Genomic DNA, 21779 nt, shown 5'->3' on the forward strand with positions numbered 1-21779 from the left:
ATGGTTCAGGAGGTCAAGCCCGGGTTTTGCACGCTGTGCAGATCCCGCTGCGGCACGCTCAATCGCGTGGAAAACGACGTGCTTATCGCGGTGGAGCCCGATCCGTCGCATCCGAACGGCGCCGCCATGTGCCGCAAGGGCAAGGCCGCGCCGGAGTTGGTGCATCATCCGGACCGGTTGACCACGCCGCTGCGCCGCACGGCCCCGAAAGGGGCTGACGACCCGCGCTGGGAACGCATCTCATGGGACGAGGCGCTTGCCGAGATCGCCACGCGTCTGGGCGACATCCGCCGCGAGAGCGGCGCGCATGCCGTGGCGTTCGGCGTCACGACGCCGAGCGGCACACCGCTGTCCGACAGCATCGACTGGATCGAGCGCTTCATCCGGGTGTTCGGCAGCCCCAATACGGTCTACGCGACGGAAATCTGCAACTGGCACAAGGACTTCGCGCACGCTTTCACGTTCGGTTGCGGGATGCCGACGGCGGACTACGCGCAGGCTGACGTCATCATGCTTTGGGGGCACAACCCGACCAGCACCTGGCTGAGCCAGGCCAACGCCATTGGTCGCGGCCGCGCACGCGGCGCGCGCCTGCTGGTCGTCGATCCGCGCAAGACGCCGTTGGCGGCTGATGCCGACGCCTGGCTGCCGGTGCGGCCCGGGACCGATGCCGCGCTCGCCCTCGGTCTCGCGCGGCGTCTCGTCGACACCGGGCGCTTCGACGAGGTCTTCGTGCGGCGCTGGACCAATGCGCCATTGCTGGTGCGCAACGACAACGGCCATTTCCTGCGGGCGCGCGAGCTGGCGGCGCCGGATGCCGGCACGCCGCCGGACGCCTTCGTCATCTGGGACGAACTGGCCGCCGCCGCTCAGGCCTACGACACGGCACATGTGCTGTCCCGCGACGCCGCGACTCGCGCCGCCTTGCGCGGCGAGTTTGTGCTCGACGGCCACGGCGGTTCGCGCATCGTCTGCCGTCCGGCCTTCGATCATCTTTGCGAAGGGCTCGCGCCCTACGATCCGGCGACCGTGAGCGAGTTGTGCGGGGTGACGCCCGCGCAACTCGATGCGGCAGCCGATCTGTTCGACGGCGCGCAGCGCGTCGCCTATCACGCGTGGTCGGGCGTGGCGCAGCATGCCAACGCCACGCAGATCGAGCGCGCCATCGCCGTGCTGTATGCCCTCACGGGCAGTTTCGATCGACGCGGCGGCAATCGTGTGATGACGCGCCAGCCGGTGAATGCCGTCGCGCAGCACGAGTTGCTGAGCTCCGAGCAGCAGGCGAAAGCGCTGGGCATCGACGAGCGTCCGTTGGGACCGCCCGCGCGCGGCTGGGTGACGGCGCGCGACACCTATCGGGCCATCCTCGACGGCGAGCCGTACCGCGTTCGCGCGTTGTTCTGCTTCGGCACCAACGTGCTGGTGTCGCAAGCCGATTACGAGATGGCGCGCGAGGCGCTCGAAGCGCTTGAATTCCACGTTCACTGCGATCTGTTCGAAACCCCTTCGTCGCGCTACGCCGATATTTTGTTGCCGGTGAATACGCCGTGGGAGCGCGAAGGGCTGCGCCCCGGTTTCGAGATCGACGACCAGGCCGACGCATTGATTCAACTGCGTCAGCGCATGGTGTCGCCGCGCGGCGAATCGCGCAGCGACAACGATATCGTGTTCGATCTCGCCGTACGACTGGGGATGGGCGACGCGTTTTTTGGCGGCAGTCTCGAAGCTGGGTGGAACCATCAACTGGCCCCGACCGGGCTCGACGTGAAGACCTTGCGTGCGCACCCCGAAGGTATTTCGCGCCCGCAGCCGCAATACGAACGCAAGTACGCCCGTAGCGAGGCTGGCGGCGTTCGCGGCTTCGCGACCGAGACGCGGCGCGTAGAGCTGTATTCCGAGCGCCTGCTGCGCCATGGCTATCCACCGGTGCCGGTGCATGTGACGTCGCGTCACGTCTCCGAGGAAGATGCGCCGCGCTTCCCGCTGCTGCTCGGCTCGACGAAGAACGGCTACTACTGTCATAGTCAGCATCGCGGATTGGCGAGCCTGCGCATGCGCGCGCCGGACCCGATGGTGCATCTGCACCCGGCGCTCGCGCAGCGCAAGCAAATTGCCGAAGGCGACTGGGTGCGAGTGACGACGCCGGCCGGCGTTGCACGGTTTCGCGCGACGTTCGACACGGGCGTGGCCGAGGACGTGCTGCTTGCGGAATACGGCTGGTGGCAGGCGTGCGACGGTGCCGGACGCGGCGGCTTCACCATCAGCGGGGAACAGTCGAGCAACTACAACGCGCTCGTGACGACTCGGGACATCGATCCGATCAGCGGCTCGTCGCCGATGCGCTCGTTCCGATGCGATGTATCGCGCGACGCGGCCAGCGATCCGGCCCGTCGGCCGTGGGACGGCCAGGCGCGTTTTCGTATCGGCGAACTCGAGGCGGCAGCCGACGGCGTTCGGGCCATCGCCCTCGAACCGCTGGACGACGTGGGACTGCCCGACTATCTGCCGGGGCAGCACGTCACCGTACGTGTATCGATCCCGGGGCATGCGCAACCGGTCACGCGCGCCTATTCGCTGACGGGGCCGTCGAACGAGTACGAACGACGCGGTTATCGCATTGCCGTGCGCCATCAACAGGGACGCACACCCCAAGGAGAATCGTTCGAAGGCCTTGTCTCCGGTTGGCTCAATACCGGCGCACGCGTGGGCGACGTGATCGAACTCGGTGCGCCATCGGGACGTTTCGTCATGCCGCTGCAAAGCCGTCAGCCGGTACTGTGCTTCGCGGGCGGCATCGGCATCACGCCATTTCTCTGCTACCTCGAATCGCTCGCGGAACAAATCGGGCGGGGTGTCGGGCAAACGCCGGAAGTCTGGCTGCACTACGCCAATCGCAATGGTGCGACGCACGCGTTTCGCGATCGCCTGGTCGTGCTGGCGCGGCGGCTACCGAACGTGCACATCGTCAACTATTACGATGCGCCGCGCGACCTCGACGTTCCCGGTCGCGATTACGCGTCGTCGGAGCGGTTGTCGGCGGCCGTCGTGTCGGATGAACTGATTGCCCGCCGTGCGCGCGTCTACCTGTGCGGCCCGGAGCCGATGATGGCCGCGATCATGGGTGGGCTCGCCGCGCGTGGCATGCCGGCATTCGACATGTTCAAGGAGATCTTCCGCTCGCCCGGCGCGCCGCGTGTCGACACCGATGCCGCATGGCCCGTCACGTTCGCCCGCTCGGGCCGCGAAGCCGTGTGGACACCGTCGCACGGCAGTCTGCTGTCGTTTGCCGAGTCGCTGGGAGTGCCGCTGCCGAGCGGCTGCCGCGTCGGGCAGTGCGAGAGCTGCGCCGTGCGCGTGCTCGCGGGCGAAGTCGATCACATGAGCGATGTGGCGCTCGACGAACCCGGCATGTGCCTGGCCTGCCAGGCCGTGCCGCGCGAAGCCATCGTGATCGACGCCTGAAAATTCTCCGAGATGCCATCTCCAACTTCACAGAGTCACTGAGGAACCGCACCCATGAAAATCATCGACGCTGCCGCCACCCGGGACGCACTGGCGTTCGGCCCGTTACTCGACGCGCTGAACGCCATGTTCGTGGAGGGATGCGAGGTGCCGCTGCGCCATACGCACGTCATTCCGGACCCGGTCACGGGTGCGGACGTGACGGTGCTCATCATGCCGGCGTGGCAGCCGGGCGGCTTTCTCGGCATCAAGACGGTCAACATCGCGCCGGCCAATTCCACCCATCCGCAGCGCGGCCTGCCGGGACTGCATTCCACCTATCTGCTCTACGACGCCGCAACCGGTGTCCCGCTGGCGCAGATGGATGGCAACGAGATCACCTCGCGCCGCACGGCGGCGGCTTCGGCGCTGGGCGTGGCGTATCTGGCGCGTGAAGACGCGTCGCATCTCGCCCTGCTGGGCGCCGGGAGGGTAGGAGCGCTGGTGCCGCTGGCGCATCGCACGGTGCGCCCGATCAGGCGCGTGAGCGTGTGGGACCGCGACGCGCGGGCCGCCGCGCGCGCGGTCGACGGCTTGCGCGAACAGGGATTCGAGGCGCGCGTTTGCGATACCGCCAAAGCGGCCGTGGCCGACGCCGATATCGTGACGTGCGCCACACTGGCGACGGAACCCGTGGTGCAAGCCGAGTGGCTCGCGCCGGGCGTGCATCTGGATTTGATCGGCAGTTTCACGCCGCAGATGCGCGAGGCGGACGACGCCTGCTTTGCCGGTGCGACGTTGTTTGTCGACACCGAAGAAGCGCTGGCGAAGTCGGGCGAACTGCTCGGCCCGATGTCGCGCGGCGTGTTCACGAAGCAGGACGTGCGCGGCACGCTGGCCGACCTGTGCCGCGCCGGGCGGATCCGTCGCGAAGCGCGTGACGAACGCACGGTCTTCAAGGCCGTGGGCACCGCACTTGAAGATCTCGCCGCGGCGATGCTCGTCTGGCGGACGACGCAAGGCGCCTGATCGGTCAATCGAGTACACACCAAAGCAAGGGGAACGCAGGAAATGAAACCGGGAACTTCTCTATCGAGCACGACGGCGCCGCGGGACGGCGGCCTTCTTGAACGTCTGGCGGCATCGGTCACGCGGTGGTCCGAGCGCTGGTTTCCCGACGCCTACCTGTTCGCTGCACTGGCGGTCATCGTCTGCGCGGGCGGGGCACTGGCCATCGGCGTGCCGGTGGTCAAGGTCGGCGTCGCATTCGGTGACGGCTTCTGGAGCCTGATTCCGTTCACCATGCAGATGGCCGTCGTCGCCATCTCGGGGTACGTGGTGGCGGTCTCGCCGCCGGCGTCCGCGCTCATCCGCAAGATGGCCGCGGTGCCGCGCAGCGGTCGCAGCGCGGTGGCTTACGTGGCCTTCGTGAGCATCGCGCTTTCGCTGTTCAACTGGGCGATCAGTCTGGTGTTCAGCGGCTTGCTGGTGCGGGCGATCGCGCGGCGCGACGACATCCGCATGGACTACCGTGCTGGCGGCGCCGCCGCCTATCTGGGCATGGGCGCGACGTGGGCGCTGGGTTTGAGCTCGTCGGCGGCGCAGTTGCAGGCGAACCCGGCCAGTCTGCCGAAGGCGCTGATCGAGATCACTGGCGTCATTCCGTTCTCGGACACGATTTTCCTGCCGCAATCGATGGCGATTGCCGCCGTGTTGACAGTGGTGTCCGTGGCCCTCGCGTACTACTCGGCACCGCGCGACGACCGTGCCACGGTGGCTGCCGACCTCGGCGTGTCGCTCGACGACGCTGCGAAATCCTACGAGCGTCCGCAGCGCCCGGGCGACTGGCTCGAATACAGCCCACTCGTGACGGTGCTGATCGTGGCGCTCGGCGTGCTGTGGATCGGGCATGAATTCACGACCAAGGACCCGCTGCTGGCCATCTCGAACCTGAACACCTACAACTTCCTGTTCCTGATGCTGGGGATGCTGCTGAACTGGCGTCCGCGCCGCTTTCTCGACGCCATTGCGAAGTCGGTGCCGTCGGTCGCGGGCGTGCTGATCCAGTTCCCGCTGTACGGGGGCATTGCTTACCTGCTGACGAAGGCGCCGGGTCTCGACGGGCAGACGCTCTCGCATCACCTGTCGAGCTTCTTCGTGGCGATTTCGTCGCAGGAATCGTTCCCGGGCGTGATGGGCGTGTACTCGGCGGTGCTGGGCTTCTTCGTGCCGTCGGGCGGCGGCAAGTGGATCATCGAAGCGCCGTACGTGATGCAGGCCGCCAACGATCTGCATGTGCACCTGGGCTGGGCGGTGACCGTGTACAACGCCGCGGAAGCGTTGCCGAACCTGATCAACCCGTTCTGGATGCTGCCGCTGCTCGGCGTGCTCGGTCTGCGCGCCCGCGACGTGGTCGGCTACACGTTCACGCAACTGCTGGTGCACTTCCCGGTCGTCATCGTCATGCTCTGGTGGCTGGCGCGGACGCTGACCTATCATCCGCCGGTGATGCCTTGACGATCGACGCCATCGGCCGCGGCGCAAGCGCCTCCCGGGCATTCCGGGAGGCGTTTTGCTTCCAAACGGCGCGAAGGCGGAAATTGCGTTATGTGAAATTTTGCAAACTTGGCGATATTTCGAAATCTCTGTCACAAAACGCTAAACTGTGGCAACGGAAGTGTGCTTAACGATGGGTCCATAAGTAAGTAGGAAAACGAAGATGATTCGAAACATGTCTGCGAGAACGTTGCTTCGCGTCTGTCTCGGCGCAGTTGGCGTATGCGGCGCGTCCGTCGTCGGTCCTGCCGCTGCACAGTCGTATCTGCAGGGCGGTGACCTCAACAGCATTCGTCAGTCGACCCAGCGCGCGCAGGACGCCCAGCCCGGCATCGTGCTCGCGCCCCCGGCACCTCGCCCGGAACGGTCGGGCAGCGTCGGGGCGCAGTTCAATCAGGGCATGGCCGAGAGCGAGCGGGAGGCGCTTCGCAAGCGCGAAATGTCCGCTAACAGCAACATGCAGATGGACCGTATGATCAACCCGCAGCGCCAGCGATATCCGGGCGAGCCGGCGAGTGCGCAAGGCGGCTCGGTTGCGTTCGATGGGCAGAGCGTCTCGGCGTGCCGCAACGATCCGGCGTCCGGGCAAGCGCAGTGCGGGGCGGTTTCCCGATAAGCCGGCGCGTCCGCGTCCATCCGTCGCGGCGCAACGCCGCGGCCTGACGCTTCCAGCGAACTGTTGCAGACGGTGCGGCGCCCACCAAAACGGCGGATGTAACAAAAAATTCATGTGAGACTGCTAGCCTTCGCGGTGACTTCAATCCCGCACGGCGCCGAGCGTGTTTACGTCTCTCCGGATCCGCCGTGCGCCTAGTAGCGCGGACATGCTCAGAAACATAGCGACAAGCGCGCCGCGACCGATATTGTTACTGTGCCTCGCGATGATCTGCTCCTGCGCTTGCTCCGTTCGTGTTTGGGCGACGAATGCCGCGCCGGGGTTCGTGACGCCGGCCGACGCTGGGGCACAGCCGCTGCAGCGCTTCGACATCGCCGCGCAGTCGTTGCAGTCGGCACTCGAAGCCTACGGCGCACTCACCGACGTTTCCCTGCTGTACGACAGTTCCCTCACCGCCGGGCGCCGCTCAACCCCTGTGCAAGGCGAAATGACCGCCCGTGCGGCACTTCAGCTCCTGCTCGAAGGCAGCGGACTCACGCCGCGCTATACCGGGGAAAAGACGGTGGCGCTCGTGCCCGCACGGCAGCGCACGCCCGATATGCCGTCCGAATCGCCGGGCGACGCCGCCCACGCTGGCAATGCCGCCGCCCACCGCTACTTCGGACTCGTGCAGGCACGTGTGCACGATGCCTTCTGCGCACAGCCGCTGCTCGCCCAAGGCACCCGTCGTATTGCGCTGCGCCTGTGGATCGACGCCTCCGGCGCGATCGGGCCGGTATCGCTGCTGGCGTCGAGCGGTGACCTCAAGATCGACAAACTGGTGGTCACGGCGCTGCAAGGGGTGCGTATCGGCGAACCCGTGCCACCGTCGCTCGCCCAACCGTTCACGTTCGTGGTGCTGCCGCGCGCTTCGGGCAGGACCTGGGGCTGTGTCCCGGCGAACGATGCGGTAGCCGCGCCCGACGAGCCGCCGGTGAGCCGTCCCGCGAGGGCGGGAGGCCAGCATGGCCGATAGCAGCCGCGCGACGCTGCGCGACCTGCTCGTTCAGCGCTACGGACAACTCAGGACGCTGCTTTCACGCAAGCTCGGTTCGTCCGAGCTGGCGGGCGACGCGTTGCAGGATACGTGGCTGCGTCTGGAGAACACGGAGCCGCTCGAGGCGGTGCGCAATCCGGGGGCCTATCTGTACCGGATGGCCTACCACGCGGCCATCGACAAGCAACGCGCCGAGGGCCGTCGTCTGAGCGTCGGCGAAGTCGAAGCGATGCTCGATCTGGTCAGCCCCGAGCCGGGGCCTGCCCAGATCGCCGAAGCGAATTCCGATCTGAACGAACTCGTGCGCGTGCTCGAGCAGATGCCGCCGCGCCGTCGCGACATTCTGCTGGCCGTGCGTCTGGACGGGCTCGCGCAGCGCGAGGTGGCCGAACGGTTCGGAATCTCCTTGCGCCTCGTGGAACTGGAGCTCAAACGCGCGCAGGAGTTTTGCGCCGAACACATCGAACGATAGACGTGCGTGCCACGCGATGATGACGAACGTGCGACACGACGAAAAGAATTTTTGAAAATGTTGCGGATTTCCGCGATGAAAAACGTCATGACATTAAGACGGCCCGAAATCGGGCATCATCGCCGACCGCCGGGAATGAAAGACCCATCGGCACCGCACGCAGAGGCCAGACAGACACACCCGACATGAACGCCGCACCCGAGAGCCCGACCCGACCCGATACGACGCATGCGATGCAGCGCGACGCGCACGCATGGGTGCGCCGTCTCACGTCCGGCGAGGCGACCGTTGCAGACGCACACGCACTGAAGCAATGGTGCGACGCGAGCCCCGCGCATGCCGCGGCGTTCGCCGAGGCGCGCCGCCTGTGGCGCGACCTGGGCCCGGCCGGCGAGAGGGTACGGGCGCGCACGCGCGCGCAGGTGCCGCGGCCGGCGCGTGTCGGCAGGCGTCTGTTTCTCGGCGGCGCGCTTGCGTCGGTCGCGGGTGTGGGCGCGGCGGTGGTCGCGCCTGCCGGCTTCTGGGGCGCCATGGCGTCGATGGCGAGTGCCGACTATCGGACCTCGGCCGGCGAGCAACGCCAGATCGCGCTGGCCGATCGCGTCACGGTCGATCTCAATACGCGCACGAGCATTGCCTTGACGAGCAAGGCGAGGCCGGCACAGGGCGTGGATCTGCTCGATGGCGAGATTGCCGTCGACAATTCGCGAAGCCCCGGGCCGTTCGTCGTGGCGGCGGCCGGCGGCCGGGTGATCGGAACACAGGCCAACTTCGAAGTCCGTCACCTCGATGCGCGCGTTTGCGTGACCTGTGTGTCTGGCGGCGTACGCGTCGAGTTGGGCGGGCGCAGCGTGCAACTCGCAGCGCGCCAGCAGGTGGCGTTCGAAGGTCAGCGTCTCGGACGGGCGACTGCCGTGGATACGGCGGCGACGTCGGCGTGGCGAAACGGCGTGCTGGTGTTCCGCGATACGCCGCTTGGCGAGGTGGTCGGCGAGATCAATCGCTATCGGTCCGGGCGCGTGGTGGTGTTTGACAGCCATCTCGCGCAAAGCCGCCTGAGCGGGCGCTTTCGCATCGACCGGCTCGGCGAGATTTTCGCGCAGATACAGGAAGTGCTCGGCGCGCGCGTGACGCAATTGCCGGGCGGTATCGTCGTCGTCGGCTGACGTGTGAAGACAGCCAGCGCGGAAATTCGGATAACGAGGTTTTTCGCGTTGGCCTTGCGGGTTTGTGAGGTGAGCGTCGTCATCAAAGGGAAGGCTGCTGTCATCGGAGGGATGGCGGTAGCCGCTAACCGATTGCCACTGCACACCCGACATGCAACCGAACCCTTTCGCTTCGTCCGCTTTGCCACGCCAACGTCGGCTGCGCCGCGCCATTCTCAGCCTGCATCGTAAGCCACTCGTACAAGCCGCGGCGTTGACGCTGCTGGCCTCGTCGGCCGCCCACGCGCAACAAGCGTTCAGCAACGCGTGGTTCGCGGCGCGCGGCGCGGCACAGACGACGGCGTCGCAGACGGGACGTCTGCCGAACGGCATGCCGGTCACGTCGCTCATGGACCCGTCGGCGCAGCAGCAACAGGCCAATGCGCAGCTGCAGCGCTCGATTGCGAATCTGAGCTCGGCGGCACAGAGCATTGCGGCGATGCAGGCAACGCAGGCCAATGCGCGTGCAGCCGCGGCGAACAGCGATACCACGATCCCCGATGGCCTCGCCGAAGGCGGCCTCAAGGTCGATACGAACAGCCTGACCAAAGGCTGGATCAACGCGCAAGCACCGACGCAAAGCACCTCCAACGGCAAGACCAACGTCAACATCCAGCAGACGGCCGACAAGGCAATCCTGAACTGGGAGACGTTCAACGTCGGTCGTAACACCTCGGTCAACTTCGCGCAGCAAAGCAACTGGGCGGCGCTCAACCGCGTGAACGACCCGCAGGCGCGACCGAGTCAGATTCAAGGGCAGATCCACGGCGACGGCACGGTGCTGGTGCTGAACCGCAACGGCGTGATCTTCGGCGGCACCAGTCAAGTTGATACGCGCAACCTGGTGGTGGCAGCGGCGAACATGAGCGACGCGCAGTTCAAGACCGGTGGCCTCTATGGCGCGAACGGAGCGACGCCGAGCTTTACCGACGCGCTGGGCAAAGTCGAAGTGCAGACCGGTGCGAACATCACGACGCGTACGCCGACGTCAGTCACGCAAGGTGGCGGGTATGTGCTGATGCTTGGCAAGGAAGTGAGCAACGCAGGCACCATCATTACACCGCAGGGACAAGTGGCGCTGGCTGCCGGTGACAGCTTTGTGATTCGCAAGGGCGTGGGTACGGATGCGAACACGCCGTCCACCACGCGCGGCAACGAAGTCTCGCCGCAGTTCGTGGCAAACAGCACGGCAGGGAAAGTCGTCAACACGGGGTTGTTGATGGCCCCGGAGGGTGACGTCACGTTGGCCGGTCGAGACGTGCAGCAGCTCGGCGTGGTGGTATCGACGACGACGGTCAACACACGCGGCACGATCCACCTGCTCAATTCGGCAAGCGACACGCAGGGCAAAGTGACGTTGGGGAACGGCGCGCTCACCTCGGTCCTGATCAATGACAACGGTGCGACCGCGCTTGACAGCCAGCGCACCGCCCTGATGAAGGATTCCGCCGCGCAGGACATCTTGCGCGCCGGCACGTCGAGCGGCCTGTTCGACAATCTCTCGAAGCTCTCGGACCGCCGCGATCAATCGCGTGTGGAGATCGTGAGCGGGGGCAACGTCGAATTCCAGGCCAACTCGCTGACGCTCGCCACGGGCGGCCAGCTCGCCGTGAGCGCGACGGGCCGCAGTTTCGTCGCGAACGGCGCACAGCTCGACGTCTCGGGCGCGGTGGGCGTGTCGCTGTCGATGGACAGCAACAACGTCAAGGTGAACGTGCAGGGCAACGAGCAGCGCGATTCGCCTGGCAACCGCGACAATGCGGCGCTGAACAACGCGAACGTCTACATCGATCGTCGTCGCCTGATCTACGTCCCGGCGGCCGTGGGCGGCTATGCGAACGAGCGTTGGTACACGGGCGGGGGGCTTCTGGAGGTCGGCGGCTACCTCGCCAATCAGACGCACGGCATCGGCGAATGGGCGGCGCAGGGCGGCACGGTGACGCTGGGCGGCAACGAGGTCGTGACGCAGAAGGGCGCGCTCATCAACCTGTCGGGCGGCACGTTGAACGTGCAGACGGGCTACCTGAGCCAGTCGTGGCTCAAGGGGCCGGACGGCCAGATCTACAACGTCAACACGGCGCCGTCGAACGTGCTCTACACGGGCGTGTACACCGGCTTCGACGCCGAGCACCCGCGCTGGGGCAAGAACACGACCGAGTCGTACGCCAGTCCGCTCATCGCGCCGCAACGCGTGCTGCAAAACGGCTACACCGTGGGCCGCGATGCGGGCCGCCTGTCTGTCTCCGCGCCGACGGCCGTGCTCGAGGGCGACGTGCTTGCCACCGTCTACACGGGTCCGATGCAGACGCAGGCTCGCCCGTCCGGGCTGACCGATGGCTACGCACTGAGTCAGTTCGCCGTGCCGCGCGCCGGTTCGCTCACGCTGGGGCAATACACGGGCGTAGGCCGTACAGGAGCATTCCCGACAGGTGTGGTGGTCGGCGACATCGGCGACATCACCTCGGCCATGTCGGCGGCCGACACGCTGGACACTTCGCACGCCAACACCCTTTGGCTGGACGCCTCGCGTGTGAATGCCACGGGCTATGGCGAAATGGACCTCGTGACGTCGGGTGACATCAAGGTGCGCAGCGATCTGCGTCTGGATAACGGCGGCCGTCTGTCGCTGGTCGCGCCGTACGTCGACGTGGCGAGCAACCTGAAGGTGCCGTCCGGTACGGTCAACATCTCCAACACGTACCTGCGGGCGGGCGAAAAGTACCCCGTGGCGCTCTTTTCGCCCAACGGTACCGTCGGGCTGACGTTGTCGTCCGGCGCCCGCATCGACGTGCGCGGACTCTGGGTCAACGGCAGCACCGACCCCGGTTCGCTCTCCAGGGTCGCGTTCATCAACGGCGGCAATGTCACGCTCGACTCGACCAGCGACCTGAGCATCGGCGACGGCAGCGTGATCGACGTGTCGTCGGGCGGGGCGATTCTCGCCAACGGCAAGACCAGGGGCGGCACGGGCGGCAACGTCACGCTGATCGCCGGCGATTCGGCGAGCAACGTCAATGTGAACGTCGGCACGCTCATCCTGAACGGTACGATCAACGCCTATGGCGTGAACGGCGGCGGCAAGCTGACTGTCTCGACGCCCGACGCCATCATGATCGGTGCGAACGCGGCGCTGGCCGGCGGCGCACTGGCGGCAGGCACGTCGGCGAACGTTGCCGTGAAGCTCGCCGAACCGTACACCGTGCCCGCGGGCACGCCGCTGCCGTTCTCCTCGGTCGATGCGCACACCCGGCTGATCATGGACGTGCCGTTCCCGGTGCCGATCCAGCTCGACGTCGCGCCGACTGTGCCGACAGCGGCTGACTGGGTCGTGCCGGACGGTGTGACCGTGTTTGCGTACAGAGCGGGGCCGAATTCGGACTACGACCGCTATTACGCCGGCTCCACGCTGCCCAAAGGCAAGCTGATCAACAACATCTTCGGCACCAACAACAACGACGGTTCCATTCCCGCAGGCACGGTCATTCCGTCGATCGTGTTCCCCGTCGGCTTCGCGATCCGGCCATACCGGATCGTGTACACGGCGGGCACGGTGAGCAATGCCGACGTGACGTACCCCGTGGGCGTCATCATTCCGGCCGGTACGACCCTCGCGCGCACCGTCGCCGTCACACCGGTCCCCATGTTCAATGCGGGCGCGTCGGGCAGCAATACGCCGTTCTTCAGCGCGGGTTTCTCCAGCTACGACATCAACGGCGGCCAGGGCGTGCGCGTGGACAACGGTGTGACGCTCGCGCCGGTCATGCCGGTCTATCGCTTCACGGCAGACAGCATGACCGCACCGACCGGCAGCGATCCGTCGAAGGTCATGGCGGTGACGCTGCCGCCGCTCGTCGCCGAGAACGCCCAGACCGCCACGCTCACGCAGCGCGCCGGGGCCAGTCTCGCGCTGCGCTCCGTCAGCAAGGACTATCAGGGCAACATGGCGGGCGGCGAAGTCAACATCGGCAAAGGTGCGACGATTGCCGTCGACCCTGGACAGAGCCTGACGCTCGATGCGTTCGGCAGGATCACGGTCGACGGCTCGCTCATTGCGCGCGGCGGGAAGATCGCGCTGACGTCCGAAGCCGACAACGTGCTGGCGAGCGCGCGCAACTTCGACGCGAACGGCAACAATCTGGGCATGTCGATCTGGCTGGGGCCGACGGCGCTGCTCGACGTCTCCGGTTTCGCCTATACGGCCACCGACGCCACGGGGCGTCAATACGGCAGTGTGTCGGACGGCGGCAGCATCGCGATCAACGGCGGTCCGTCGTTCGTGATCGTGCGTCCGGGCGCTGAACTCAATGCCGACGGCGCGGCGGTGAGCGTCAACACGTCGACCGTGTCCGGTCAGCCGTCGAGCGCTGCGGGCACCATGACGCTGGCCTCCAACGGTGGCGCCATCTCACTGAGCTCGATGAGCGGATTGATGCTCGACGGCAATGCGCACGCCAGGGCGGGCGGCATGGGAACCCTGGGCGGCGATCTGTCGCTCTCGCTCATCACGCCGCAGTTTCTCGATCCGTGGGGACAGTTGCCGGGTAACGTCACCGTGCCGGGGCAGTTCGTGGTGACGCAAACACGTGCCGTACCCGCCGCACTGTCAGGGCCGGATGCGGTCTCGAAACTGGCGTTCGGCAACGCCGCGGTGAGCGTCGACCAGGTCAAGGACGGCGGCTTCAGCGGTGTGTCGTTGATGACCACCGACATGATGATCTTCCCCGGCGACGTCTCGCTCTCGCTCGACAAGAGTCTCAAGCTCACGGCGAACGCTTTCACGTCGTCGGCGCCGCAGACCGGCACGGTCGTACCGTCGAGCAACGCGGTTCGCCTCGCCGCGCCCTATGTGAGTCTCACCGGCACACCATCCATCTACAAGGACGGCTATCGCAGCGGCAGCATCGGTGCGCCGAGTTCGGCCCCGGTACCCACGACGGCGACGTTCGAAATCGATGCGAATCTCATCGACCTGCAGGGGCCGTTGTCCTTCTCGCCGAGCCTGTCGGCCCCCGTGACCGGGTTCCTTACGACGCGACTTGTCAGTCAGGGCGATATCCGATTCCTGCCGACGCCTTCGATCCAACAGGGCACGACGCTGCTCTCCGCGTGGGATATCGAGCTCGACGGCGCGCAGATCTATCCGACGACCGGCGCCGCCGCGAACATCGTGGCGGGCCAGCGCAACCTCGACTACGACGGCACGCTCACGCTTGGCCGGACCACCTCGAGCGTGCCGGACATGCCGATGTCCGCATTCGGCACGTTGACTTTTTCCGCGCCGAATATCCGTCAGGGCGGCGTCGTGCGCGCGCCACTGGGCCGCCTGATCTTTGGCCAGACGGACGCCGCCGTGCCGGGCGACGGGGCGCGTGAGATCAAGTCCGTCGAGCTGCTGCCCGGCAGTATGACCTCCGTGTCGTCGAACGGTCTGACGATGCCGTACGGCGGCACCTTCGACGGCGTGACGTACAACTTCAACGGCACGAGCATCACACCGCTGCAGGCAGGCGGCTTCACCGGCGGCGGATGGGGGATCAGCTCCGGCATCCGCCTCAAGGGCGATGTCGTCACGGTCGACAACGGCGCGGTGCTCGACCTCTCGGGCGGCGGCGCGCTCACCGGTGCGGGATTCGTGTCCGGCCGCGGCGGTTCGGTCAACGTCCTCAACACGCCGCTGGTCAACGCGAACCCGACCATGAAGCTCAGCAAGGCGGGCGACAAGGTCTATGCGATCGTGCCGGGGTACGCGTCGAACTATGCACCGGTTTCGCCGGAAAATGGCGCGGGCGATCCGGCCGTGGGGCAGCGCATCACCATTGGCGATGGCGTGCCGGGGCTGCCGGCCGGCACCTATACGCTCATGCCGTCGAACTATGCGCTGCTGCCCGGTGCATATCGTGTCGAGATTGGCGGCACCGGACAGATCCTGCCGGGCACCCCGACGGCGGCAGGCAACGGCACTTATCTGGCGGCGGGCTACCTGAGCACCGCCAACACCGGCGCGCGCAGCCAACTGCCGTCCACGCTGCTGGTAACGCCGGGCACGGCTGTGCGCAAGTATTCGCAGTACAACGAGCAGAGCTACAGCGACTTCCTCTCGACTCAGGCAGCGCAATTCGGCAACCTCGCGCCGATGCTGCCGCGCGACGGCCGCGTGCTCGACATCGTGTTCACCACGCCGAGCACACCCGCGACTGCGCCGGTGCTTTCGTTCGACGGCAAGGCCATCTTCCAGGCTGCGCAGGGCGGCGTCGCTGGACAGGTGGCCGTGGAGAACGTCGGCGAAATTACGGCGGGTACGCCCACGGCGGGATTCAGCGGGGTTTCGGTCTCGGCGAACGATCTGAGCGCAATCAACGCGCCGCGCCTGAGCATCAACGGGTATGCGTCGGCGGGGACCGGGCAATACTTGTTCAGCAACAGCGGTGTCGGTGTCAGCGATCTCTTCGTGCGCGACGGCGTCACGCTGTCGGCCGGTGAGCTCTATCTGATCGGCACCAACATCACGCTCGGCAATGGCGTGACGCTCACGACCGTCGGCAAGGGACCGGCTCCGTTCGATACGGCATCGACGGGCTTGCCCTACGTCGCAGGAAACTACACGGTGCTCGGCCTTTCGAACGGCGAGATCGAATTCGGCGGTGCGCAAACAAGCAGCGGCAGCATCACCATCGGCGCAGGCTCAGGCCTCTTTTCCGAGGGCTCGCTGGTGTTCTCGACCAACGGTGCCTCAACACTCGACCCGACATCGCGCTTCGGCGCACGCAACATCGCGCTGGCGGTCGGCTCGCTCAACGTCGGTGACGCCGCGCAAGTGGCCGCAGCAGGCAATCCGGCGGGCATGCTGTTCAATCAGACCATGCTCTCGACGCTGATGCACGGCGATCCGGCGAGCGGTGCGCCCGCGCTCGAGAAGCTCACGCTGGGCGCGGCAGGCGCGATCAATGTGTTCGGCAGCAATGGTCTTGATACGCGCGGCTCCGGGGTGAGCGTCGTGCTCAAGGCTCCTGCGATCTACGGCTATGGCGCGGCGGGCGAGCATGCGACGATTGCTGCCGATCGACTCACCTGGAACGGTGTGGCCGGAGCGTCGGCGCCGGCCTTGGCCGGTGCGCCCGGCAGCGGGGCATTGAGCCTGGTTGCGAAGGAAATCGATCTCGGCATGTTCGCGCCGGTCGATACGACGAGCGTCACGCGCACGATCTACGGCTTCGGCAACGTCGATCTCACGGCCAGCGACCGGATCGTCTCGGCAGGCAACAGCAAGCTCTTCGTGTATCAAGCGCCGAGCACGCAAAGCGGTGACGTCTTCGGCCAGAGCGGCACGGGCGGCAACCTCACGCTCGCAACGCCGCTGCTGACCGGCACGCAGAAGTCGCTCATCGGTTACGCGGCGGGCGGCATGCTCGACGTCGTGGCCCCGGCAGGCACGACGCCGAGTGCGGCAGCGTCGAGCGTCGCGGGCGCGGAGATCGATCTGACGGGCGACACTGTGCGCCTCGGTACGACGGTCCTGCTGCCCAGCGGCAAGCTCGCCGTTGACGCCACACACGGCATCGTGCTAGCCGACGGCAGCCGTATCGACCTGAGCGGTCAGACGTCGAAGATCCAGGCGGCGACCGTTTATGGATTCGGTGGCGCCGCGACGTTCGCGAGTGCACAAGGCAGCTTCGCACAGTCGTCCGGTTCGATCATCGACGTCTCGGCGCGCAACAACAACGCGGGCACGATTACCATCGACGCCGGAACCGGCACCGTCGCACTCAACGGTCAGTTGCGCGGCAGCGCGAACCCGGGGTTCGCCAGCGGGGACTTCGGCGCGTCGGCAGGGACTTTCGCCGACTTCGCCGGACTCAATACCCTGCTCAATGGCGGTGGTTTCTTCGATGCGCGCAGCTTCGTGCAGAAGCAGGGCGATCTGGTGGTCGGCAACGGCGTGAAGGCGCACAAGGTCAATCTTTCGGCCGACGGCGGCAGCCTGACGCTGAACGGCACCATCGATGCGTCGGGCGCCACGCCCGGCACCATCCGTCTGTCGGCGGGCAACGGCCTCACGCTCGCCGGCACCGCTGTGCTCGACGCGCACGGCACGAAGCTCCAGGTCGACAGCTACGGCGTACCCATCGAGTCGAAGAATCGCGGCCATATCGAGCTGACGACGTCGGGCGGCACGATGACGCTCTCGCCGGGCGCAACGCTCGATCTGAGCACGCCGGACGGCAAGTCCTACGGCGACGTCGTGCTCAACGCGATACGCACGGGCGAGACGTCGGGCGATATGGCTATCGACGCACATGGGCCGCTGACGATTCGCGGCGCGAACAGCATCGCGCTCAACGGTTTCTGGACGTACAACCTCGCACCGGGCAGCGCGATTTCGCAGGGCACGCTCGACAGCTACGACACCGCGAGCACGGCATTCATGAACGCCGCGGCAGGCAACGGCGCACTGGCGGCGCGTACCGCCGGTCTGTCGGCCTACGGCAACGCCTACCACCTGCGCCCGGGCGTGCAGATCGCCTCGACCGGCGATCTCTCGACCATCGGCGACATCGATCTCGCGAAATACCGTTACGGCGTGTCTGCCGACCGCGATCCGAATTCGGCGACGTACGGCGCAGGTGAGCCCATGGCGCTCGTGATCCGGGCGGGTGGCAACCTGACGATCGGCGGCAGCATCTCGGACGGGTTCCGGTCGACCAGTGGAACTCCGGCTGTCTACAGCGGAATCGATTATGCGACCGATCCTAAATCATCGTTGTGGGGACCCGGCGACACCGGTTTGAACAATCCCAGCTACGCTTTCCAAATCACCGTGGCTTTGACGGCCGATTGGACCGTTCCAAACGACACTTTTTACCAGCAGATGGTGTCGCTTTACGGGGTCCCGTTCGTGGATAGCAATGGCCGTTCCTACGGGCCTGGCGACACGATACGGGCAGGGACCTTGCTCGATCCCGGGCCGTCGGCCGGGGGGAACGACTATCTGTTCTTCGAAGTCGGCAATCTGCCCGCCATCGGACGCGTGGTCTCGCCTGCCGTCCCGGGCGCGGCGCCCACTTCGCCAATGGCGGCCATGCTCGCGCCCAGCTCGCTTTCGGCATCCGTGCGCCTCATCGGCGGGGCGGATCTTGCCGCCGCTGATCAGCGCACCATGCGCTCGACTCGGGCATTGGCAGGCAGCGGCAACGTGACGTTGAGCGATGCCGCGTACAACAACGCGCAACGCGCCACGGCGTTCAGCGTGTTGCGCACTGGCACCGGCAATCTGGAAATTCTGTCCGGTGGCAGCTTCAGCGAAGCCACACCCTACGCCGTCTACACGGCGGGTACGGCCTCGGTGCCGATCCTCGCGGCCGACGGCCGCAACCCGTACAACCTTCCGGCCGCCGCATCGGGCGGCGCGGTGCAGGTCTGGTATCCGGAGCATGGCGGCGACATGCTGCTCGTCGCGCAGCAGGACATCACCGGCAACATCCAGATGGCCGACAACTCGGTGCGCTATAACGACAGCAACCTCACGTCGAACTGGTTGTGGCGTCAGGGCGGCGCAGGGCTGACGCAGGATCCGGCGGCCTGGGGCATCAACTTCGGCTCGATGGCGCAGATCAATCCGAACAGCCTTACGCAGTCGATCATCGGGTTCCAGGGCATCGGCACGCTCGGCGGCGGTAATCTGACCCTGGACGCGGGTCGCAACGCGGGGGTGATGACGTCGACCAACGTGTTCCAATCGACCGGCCTCGATCTCGCCGTCGCCTCGACTGGTCGTGTGCTCTCCGACGGCACGGTAGTGCAGACCGGCGGCGGCGATCTGAGCGTGAAGGTCGGCGGGATGCTCAACGGTCGTCCGTCTCTCGGACAGCAATCCGATAGTCCTTCCGACTACTTCGGCAACGTCACGAACCTGCGCGGCAACGCGAGCATCGATTCGGGCTCGATCGGCACGACGGCGCCGTTCGGCAATGGCAGCTACTGGAAGTCGTTCGATCCGCGCGTCCAGCTTCTGACGGCGATCAAGGGCGTGACGCAAACGCGCGGCCCGACGCTCATCCCGGGCGACGGCACGATGAGCGTGAGCGCACGCGGGGATCTGGTGCTCGGTGGCGTCGGCGACGCGGGCATGATCCCGACGACAGATGTCAATGGCGGATACTACACGACCAGCGCAGGTGCGCCCAGCAAGGGTGGGTACACGCAATTCACACTGTTCCGGCCATCCACGGGCGTGAAATTGTTCTCCGCCGGCGGCGATGTGATGCCGATGGACGGCGGCGTTTCGGGAAACGCGATCAACAATGCCGGTACGTTCTTCCCGGGCAGCCTTAGCGTGACGGCGGCCAACGGCGATATCCGGTTCAAGACGTCCATGGCGCCAGACGATCCGAGGACCGACCTGGAGTTGATCGCTTCGCCCGTGGGGCAACTCGAAATGTATGCGGCCGGCACGATCTACGGTCAGGGCGGAACGGTTTCGATGTCCGGCGCCGACATGGCGGGGTTGGCCACACCGCAGCACGCCTACTTCCAGACGTTCAATGGCGGGACGCTGAACAGCGCGTCGACCGACGCGGCAATTCGCCAGTACGCCAGGAATCCGTTCGCTTACGGCGAAGACACCGTGACGTCGGTGCTTCACGCGGGTGACACCACGCCCGCACGCATCTACGCAGGCGTGGATATCGACGATCTGGGGCTGGGCAAGACGCTCAAGATGGTCAACGATCCGGTGGCGCAGTTCATCCCGTCGCACACCACCTGGTACGTTGCCGCCAAGCCGTTCGAGGTCATGGCAGGGCGTGACATTGTCGGCATGGGCACGGTGCCCGATACGTTCGCGAACGTGAGCGGCAACGACATCACGCTGATGCAGGCCGGACGCGACATCCTCTACCAGTCGGTGAACATTCTTGGACCAGGGCTGCTGCAGATGCAGGCCGGGCGCAATCTCTATCAGGGCTATTACGGCATGCTGACGAGTGTGGGCGATGTGATTCATCCGTCGAACACGAGCGGCGGTGCAGGGATCTCGGTGTTGGCAGGGGTAGGTGCCAACGGCCCGGACTACGCCGGTTTTGCCAAGGCGTACTTCGATCCGGCGAACCAGTTGCCCGGCGGCACCGCGCTGGCTGGCAGCGGCAAGGTGGCGCACGCTTATGGCGATGAACTGGTGACATGGCTGAAGAATCGTTTCGGCTACGACGGCACCCCGGCCGATGCGCTCACCTATTTCCTCGCGTTGCCGACCGCCCAGCAAGGCGTGTTCGTGCGCGACGTGTACTTCAGGGAGTTGCTGCTCGGCGGCCGTGAATACAACGACCCGAGCAGCCCGCGCTATGGCAGCTACCTGCGTGGACGCGACGCCATCGCGACGCTGTTCCCAACGAGCGACGCCGCGGGCCATGCCATCGACTACAACGGCGCGATTACGATGTTCAGCAGCGTGGTCGGGATGAACAACGTCAATGGCGTGAACATTCCGGTCACCACCGACGCCGGGGTGCGCACCAGCTTCGGCGGCAGCATCCAGATGCTCAATCCGGGCGGCCGCACGCTGGTCGGCGTCGAAGGCGTGACGCCGGGCGCGACGGCCGGTGTGGTCACGCAGGGCGAGGGCGATATCCAGCTCTACAGCCGCGACAGCATCCTGCTCGGCCTGTCGCGGATCATGACGACCTTTGGCGGCAACATCCAGGCGTGGTCGGCCGAGGGCGACATCAACGCGGGCCGCGGTTCGAAGACGACGGTGCTCTACACGCCGCCCAGGCGCGTGTACGACGACGTGGGCAACGTGACGCTCTCGCCCTCGGTGCCGTCGAGCGGCGCGGGGATCGCCACGCTCGCGCCGCTGCCCGAAGTGCCGGGCGGCGACATCGATCTGGTGGCGCCGCTGGGCACCATCGACGCCGGCGAAGCGGGGATTCGCGTGTCGGGCAACGTCAACTTCGCGGCGCTGGCGGTGGTCAATGCGGCCAACGTCCAGGTGCAGGGCAAGTCGGTCGGGCTGCCGGTGGTGGCGGCGGTCAACGTCGGCGCGCTGACCAACGCGAGCGCGACGGCGGCGCAGGCGGCGTCGGCCGCGCAGGATGCGATGGCGCGCGAGCGCGTCGCGCAGCGCCAGAATGCTCCGTCGATCTTTTCGGTGCGCATGCTGGGTGCCGATGCCGGTGGTGCGCCTGCGTCCGACCAGAAGGGGGCGGCGCTCTCGCCACAGGCGCGCGGGGGCTACGATCCGTCCAGTGCATTCCAACTGGTGGGGAATGGCGAGCTCACCGAAGCGCAGAAGATGCAGCTCACGCGGGAGGAAAAGGCACATCTGTGACGCCGGGCGTCACGCCACAAAAAAATAAGCCAGGCCTCGCGTTACAAAAAATAATCTGCGGATTTGCCCTTCGATATCCGTCATGTCATTGAGGCTTGCAATTCATGACAGACACGAGCGTTCATGGGTAT

At 66.4% G+C, this 21779-nt stretch carries 8 protein-coding genes; all 8 read left to right on the top strand.

From position 1 onward, the window contains the following. The 8 genes from RO07_RS07480 (at position 1) to RO07_RS07515 (ending at position 21648) form a co-directional block, all read left to right on the top strand. Entirely contained in the window at positions 1 to 3462 is a 3462-nt protein-coding gene (locus RO07_RS07480) for a molybdopterin-dependent oxidoreductase (RefSeq protein WP_039409449.1), read from the top strand. Positions 3463 to 3516: 54 nt separating this feature from the next. Next, the gene (gene lhpI, locus RO07_RS07485) at positions 3517 to 4470 is read left to right on the top strand and encodes a bifunctional Delta(1)-pyrroline-2-carboxylate/Delta(1)-piperideine-2-carboxylate reductase (protein ID WP_039409452.1); all 954 of its coding nucleotides are present in this window, start codon (positions 3517 to 3519) and stop codon (positions 4468 to 4470) included. Between the two features lie 42 nt (positions 4471 to 4512). Further along, the gene (locus RO07_RS07490) at positions 4513 to 5958 is read left to right on the top strand and encodes a short-chain fatty acid transporter (RefSeq protein WP_039409454.1); all 1446 of its coding nucleotides are present in this window, start codon (positions 4513 to 4515) and stop codon (positions 5956 to 5958) included. 214 nt (positions 5959 to 6172) lie between these two features. Next, positions 6173 to 6613 carry a hypothetical protein gene (locus RO07_RS07495; protein ID WP_157118198.1) on the top strand — a complete coding sequence of 147 codons (441 nt, stop codon included), beginning with the start codon at positions 6173 to 6175 and terminating at the stop codon, positions 6611 to 6613. Between the two features lie 325 nt (positions 6614 to 6938). Beyond that, on the top strand, positions 6939 to 7628 hold the full coding sequence (locus RO07_RS07500) for a secretin and TonB N-terminal domain-containing protein (RefSeq protein WP_039409458.1): 690 nt from the start codon (positions 6939 to 6941) through the stop codon (positions 7626 to 7628). Next, positions 7618 to 8121, top strand: coding sequence for an RNA polymerase sigma factor (locus RO07_RS07505; protein ID WP_039409460.1), 504 nt, complete (start codon positions 7618 to 7620; stop codon positions 8119 to 8121). Before RO07_RS07500 ends, RO07_RS07505 begins: the two co-directional genes overlap by 11 nt. Positions 8122 to 8306: 185 nt before the next feature. Then, on the top strand, positions 8307 to 9287 hold the full coding sequence (locus tag RO07_RS07510) for a FecR family protein (RefSeq protein WP_039409463.1): 981 nt from the start codon (positions 8307 to 8309) through the stop codon (positions 9285 to 9287). A 151-nt stretch (positions 9288 to 9438) separates the two neighbouring features. Next, positions 9439 to 21648: a filamentous haemagglutinin family protein gene (locus RO07_RS07515; protein WP_052267098.1), complete on the top strand. Its 12210-nt coding sequence runs from the start codon at positions 9439 to 9441 to the stop codon at positions 21646 to 21648. Positions 21649 to 21779: the final 131 nt, after the last annotated feature.

Source organism: Pandoraea pulmonicola, from assembly GCF_000815105.2.
GTDB lineage: Bacteria > Pseudomonadota > Gammaproteobacteria > Burkholderiales > Burkholderiaceae > Pandoraea > Pandoraea pulmonicola.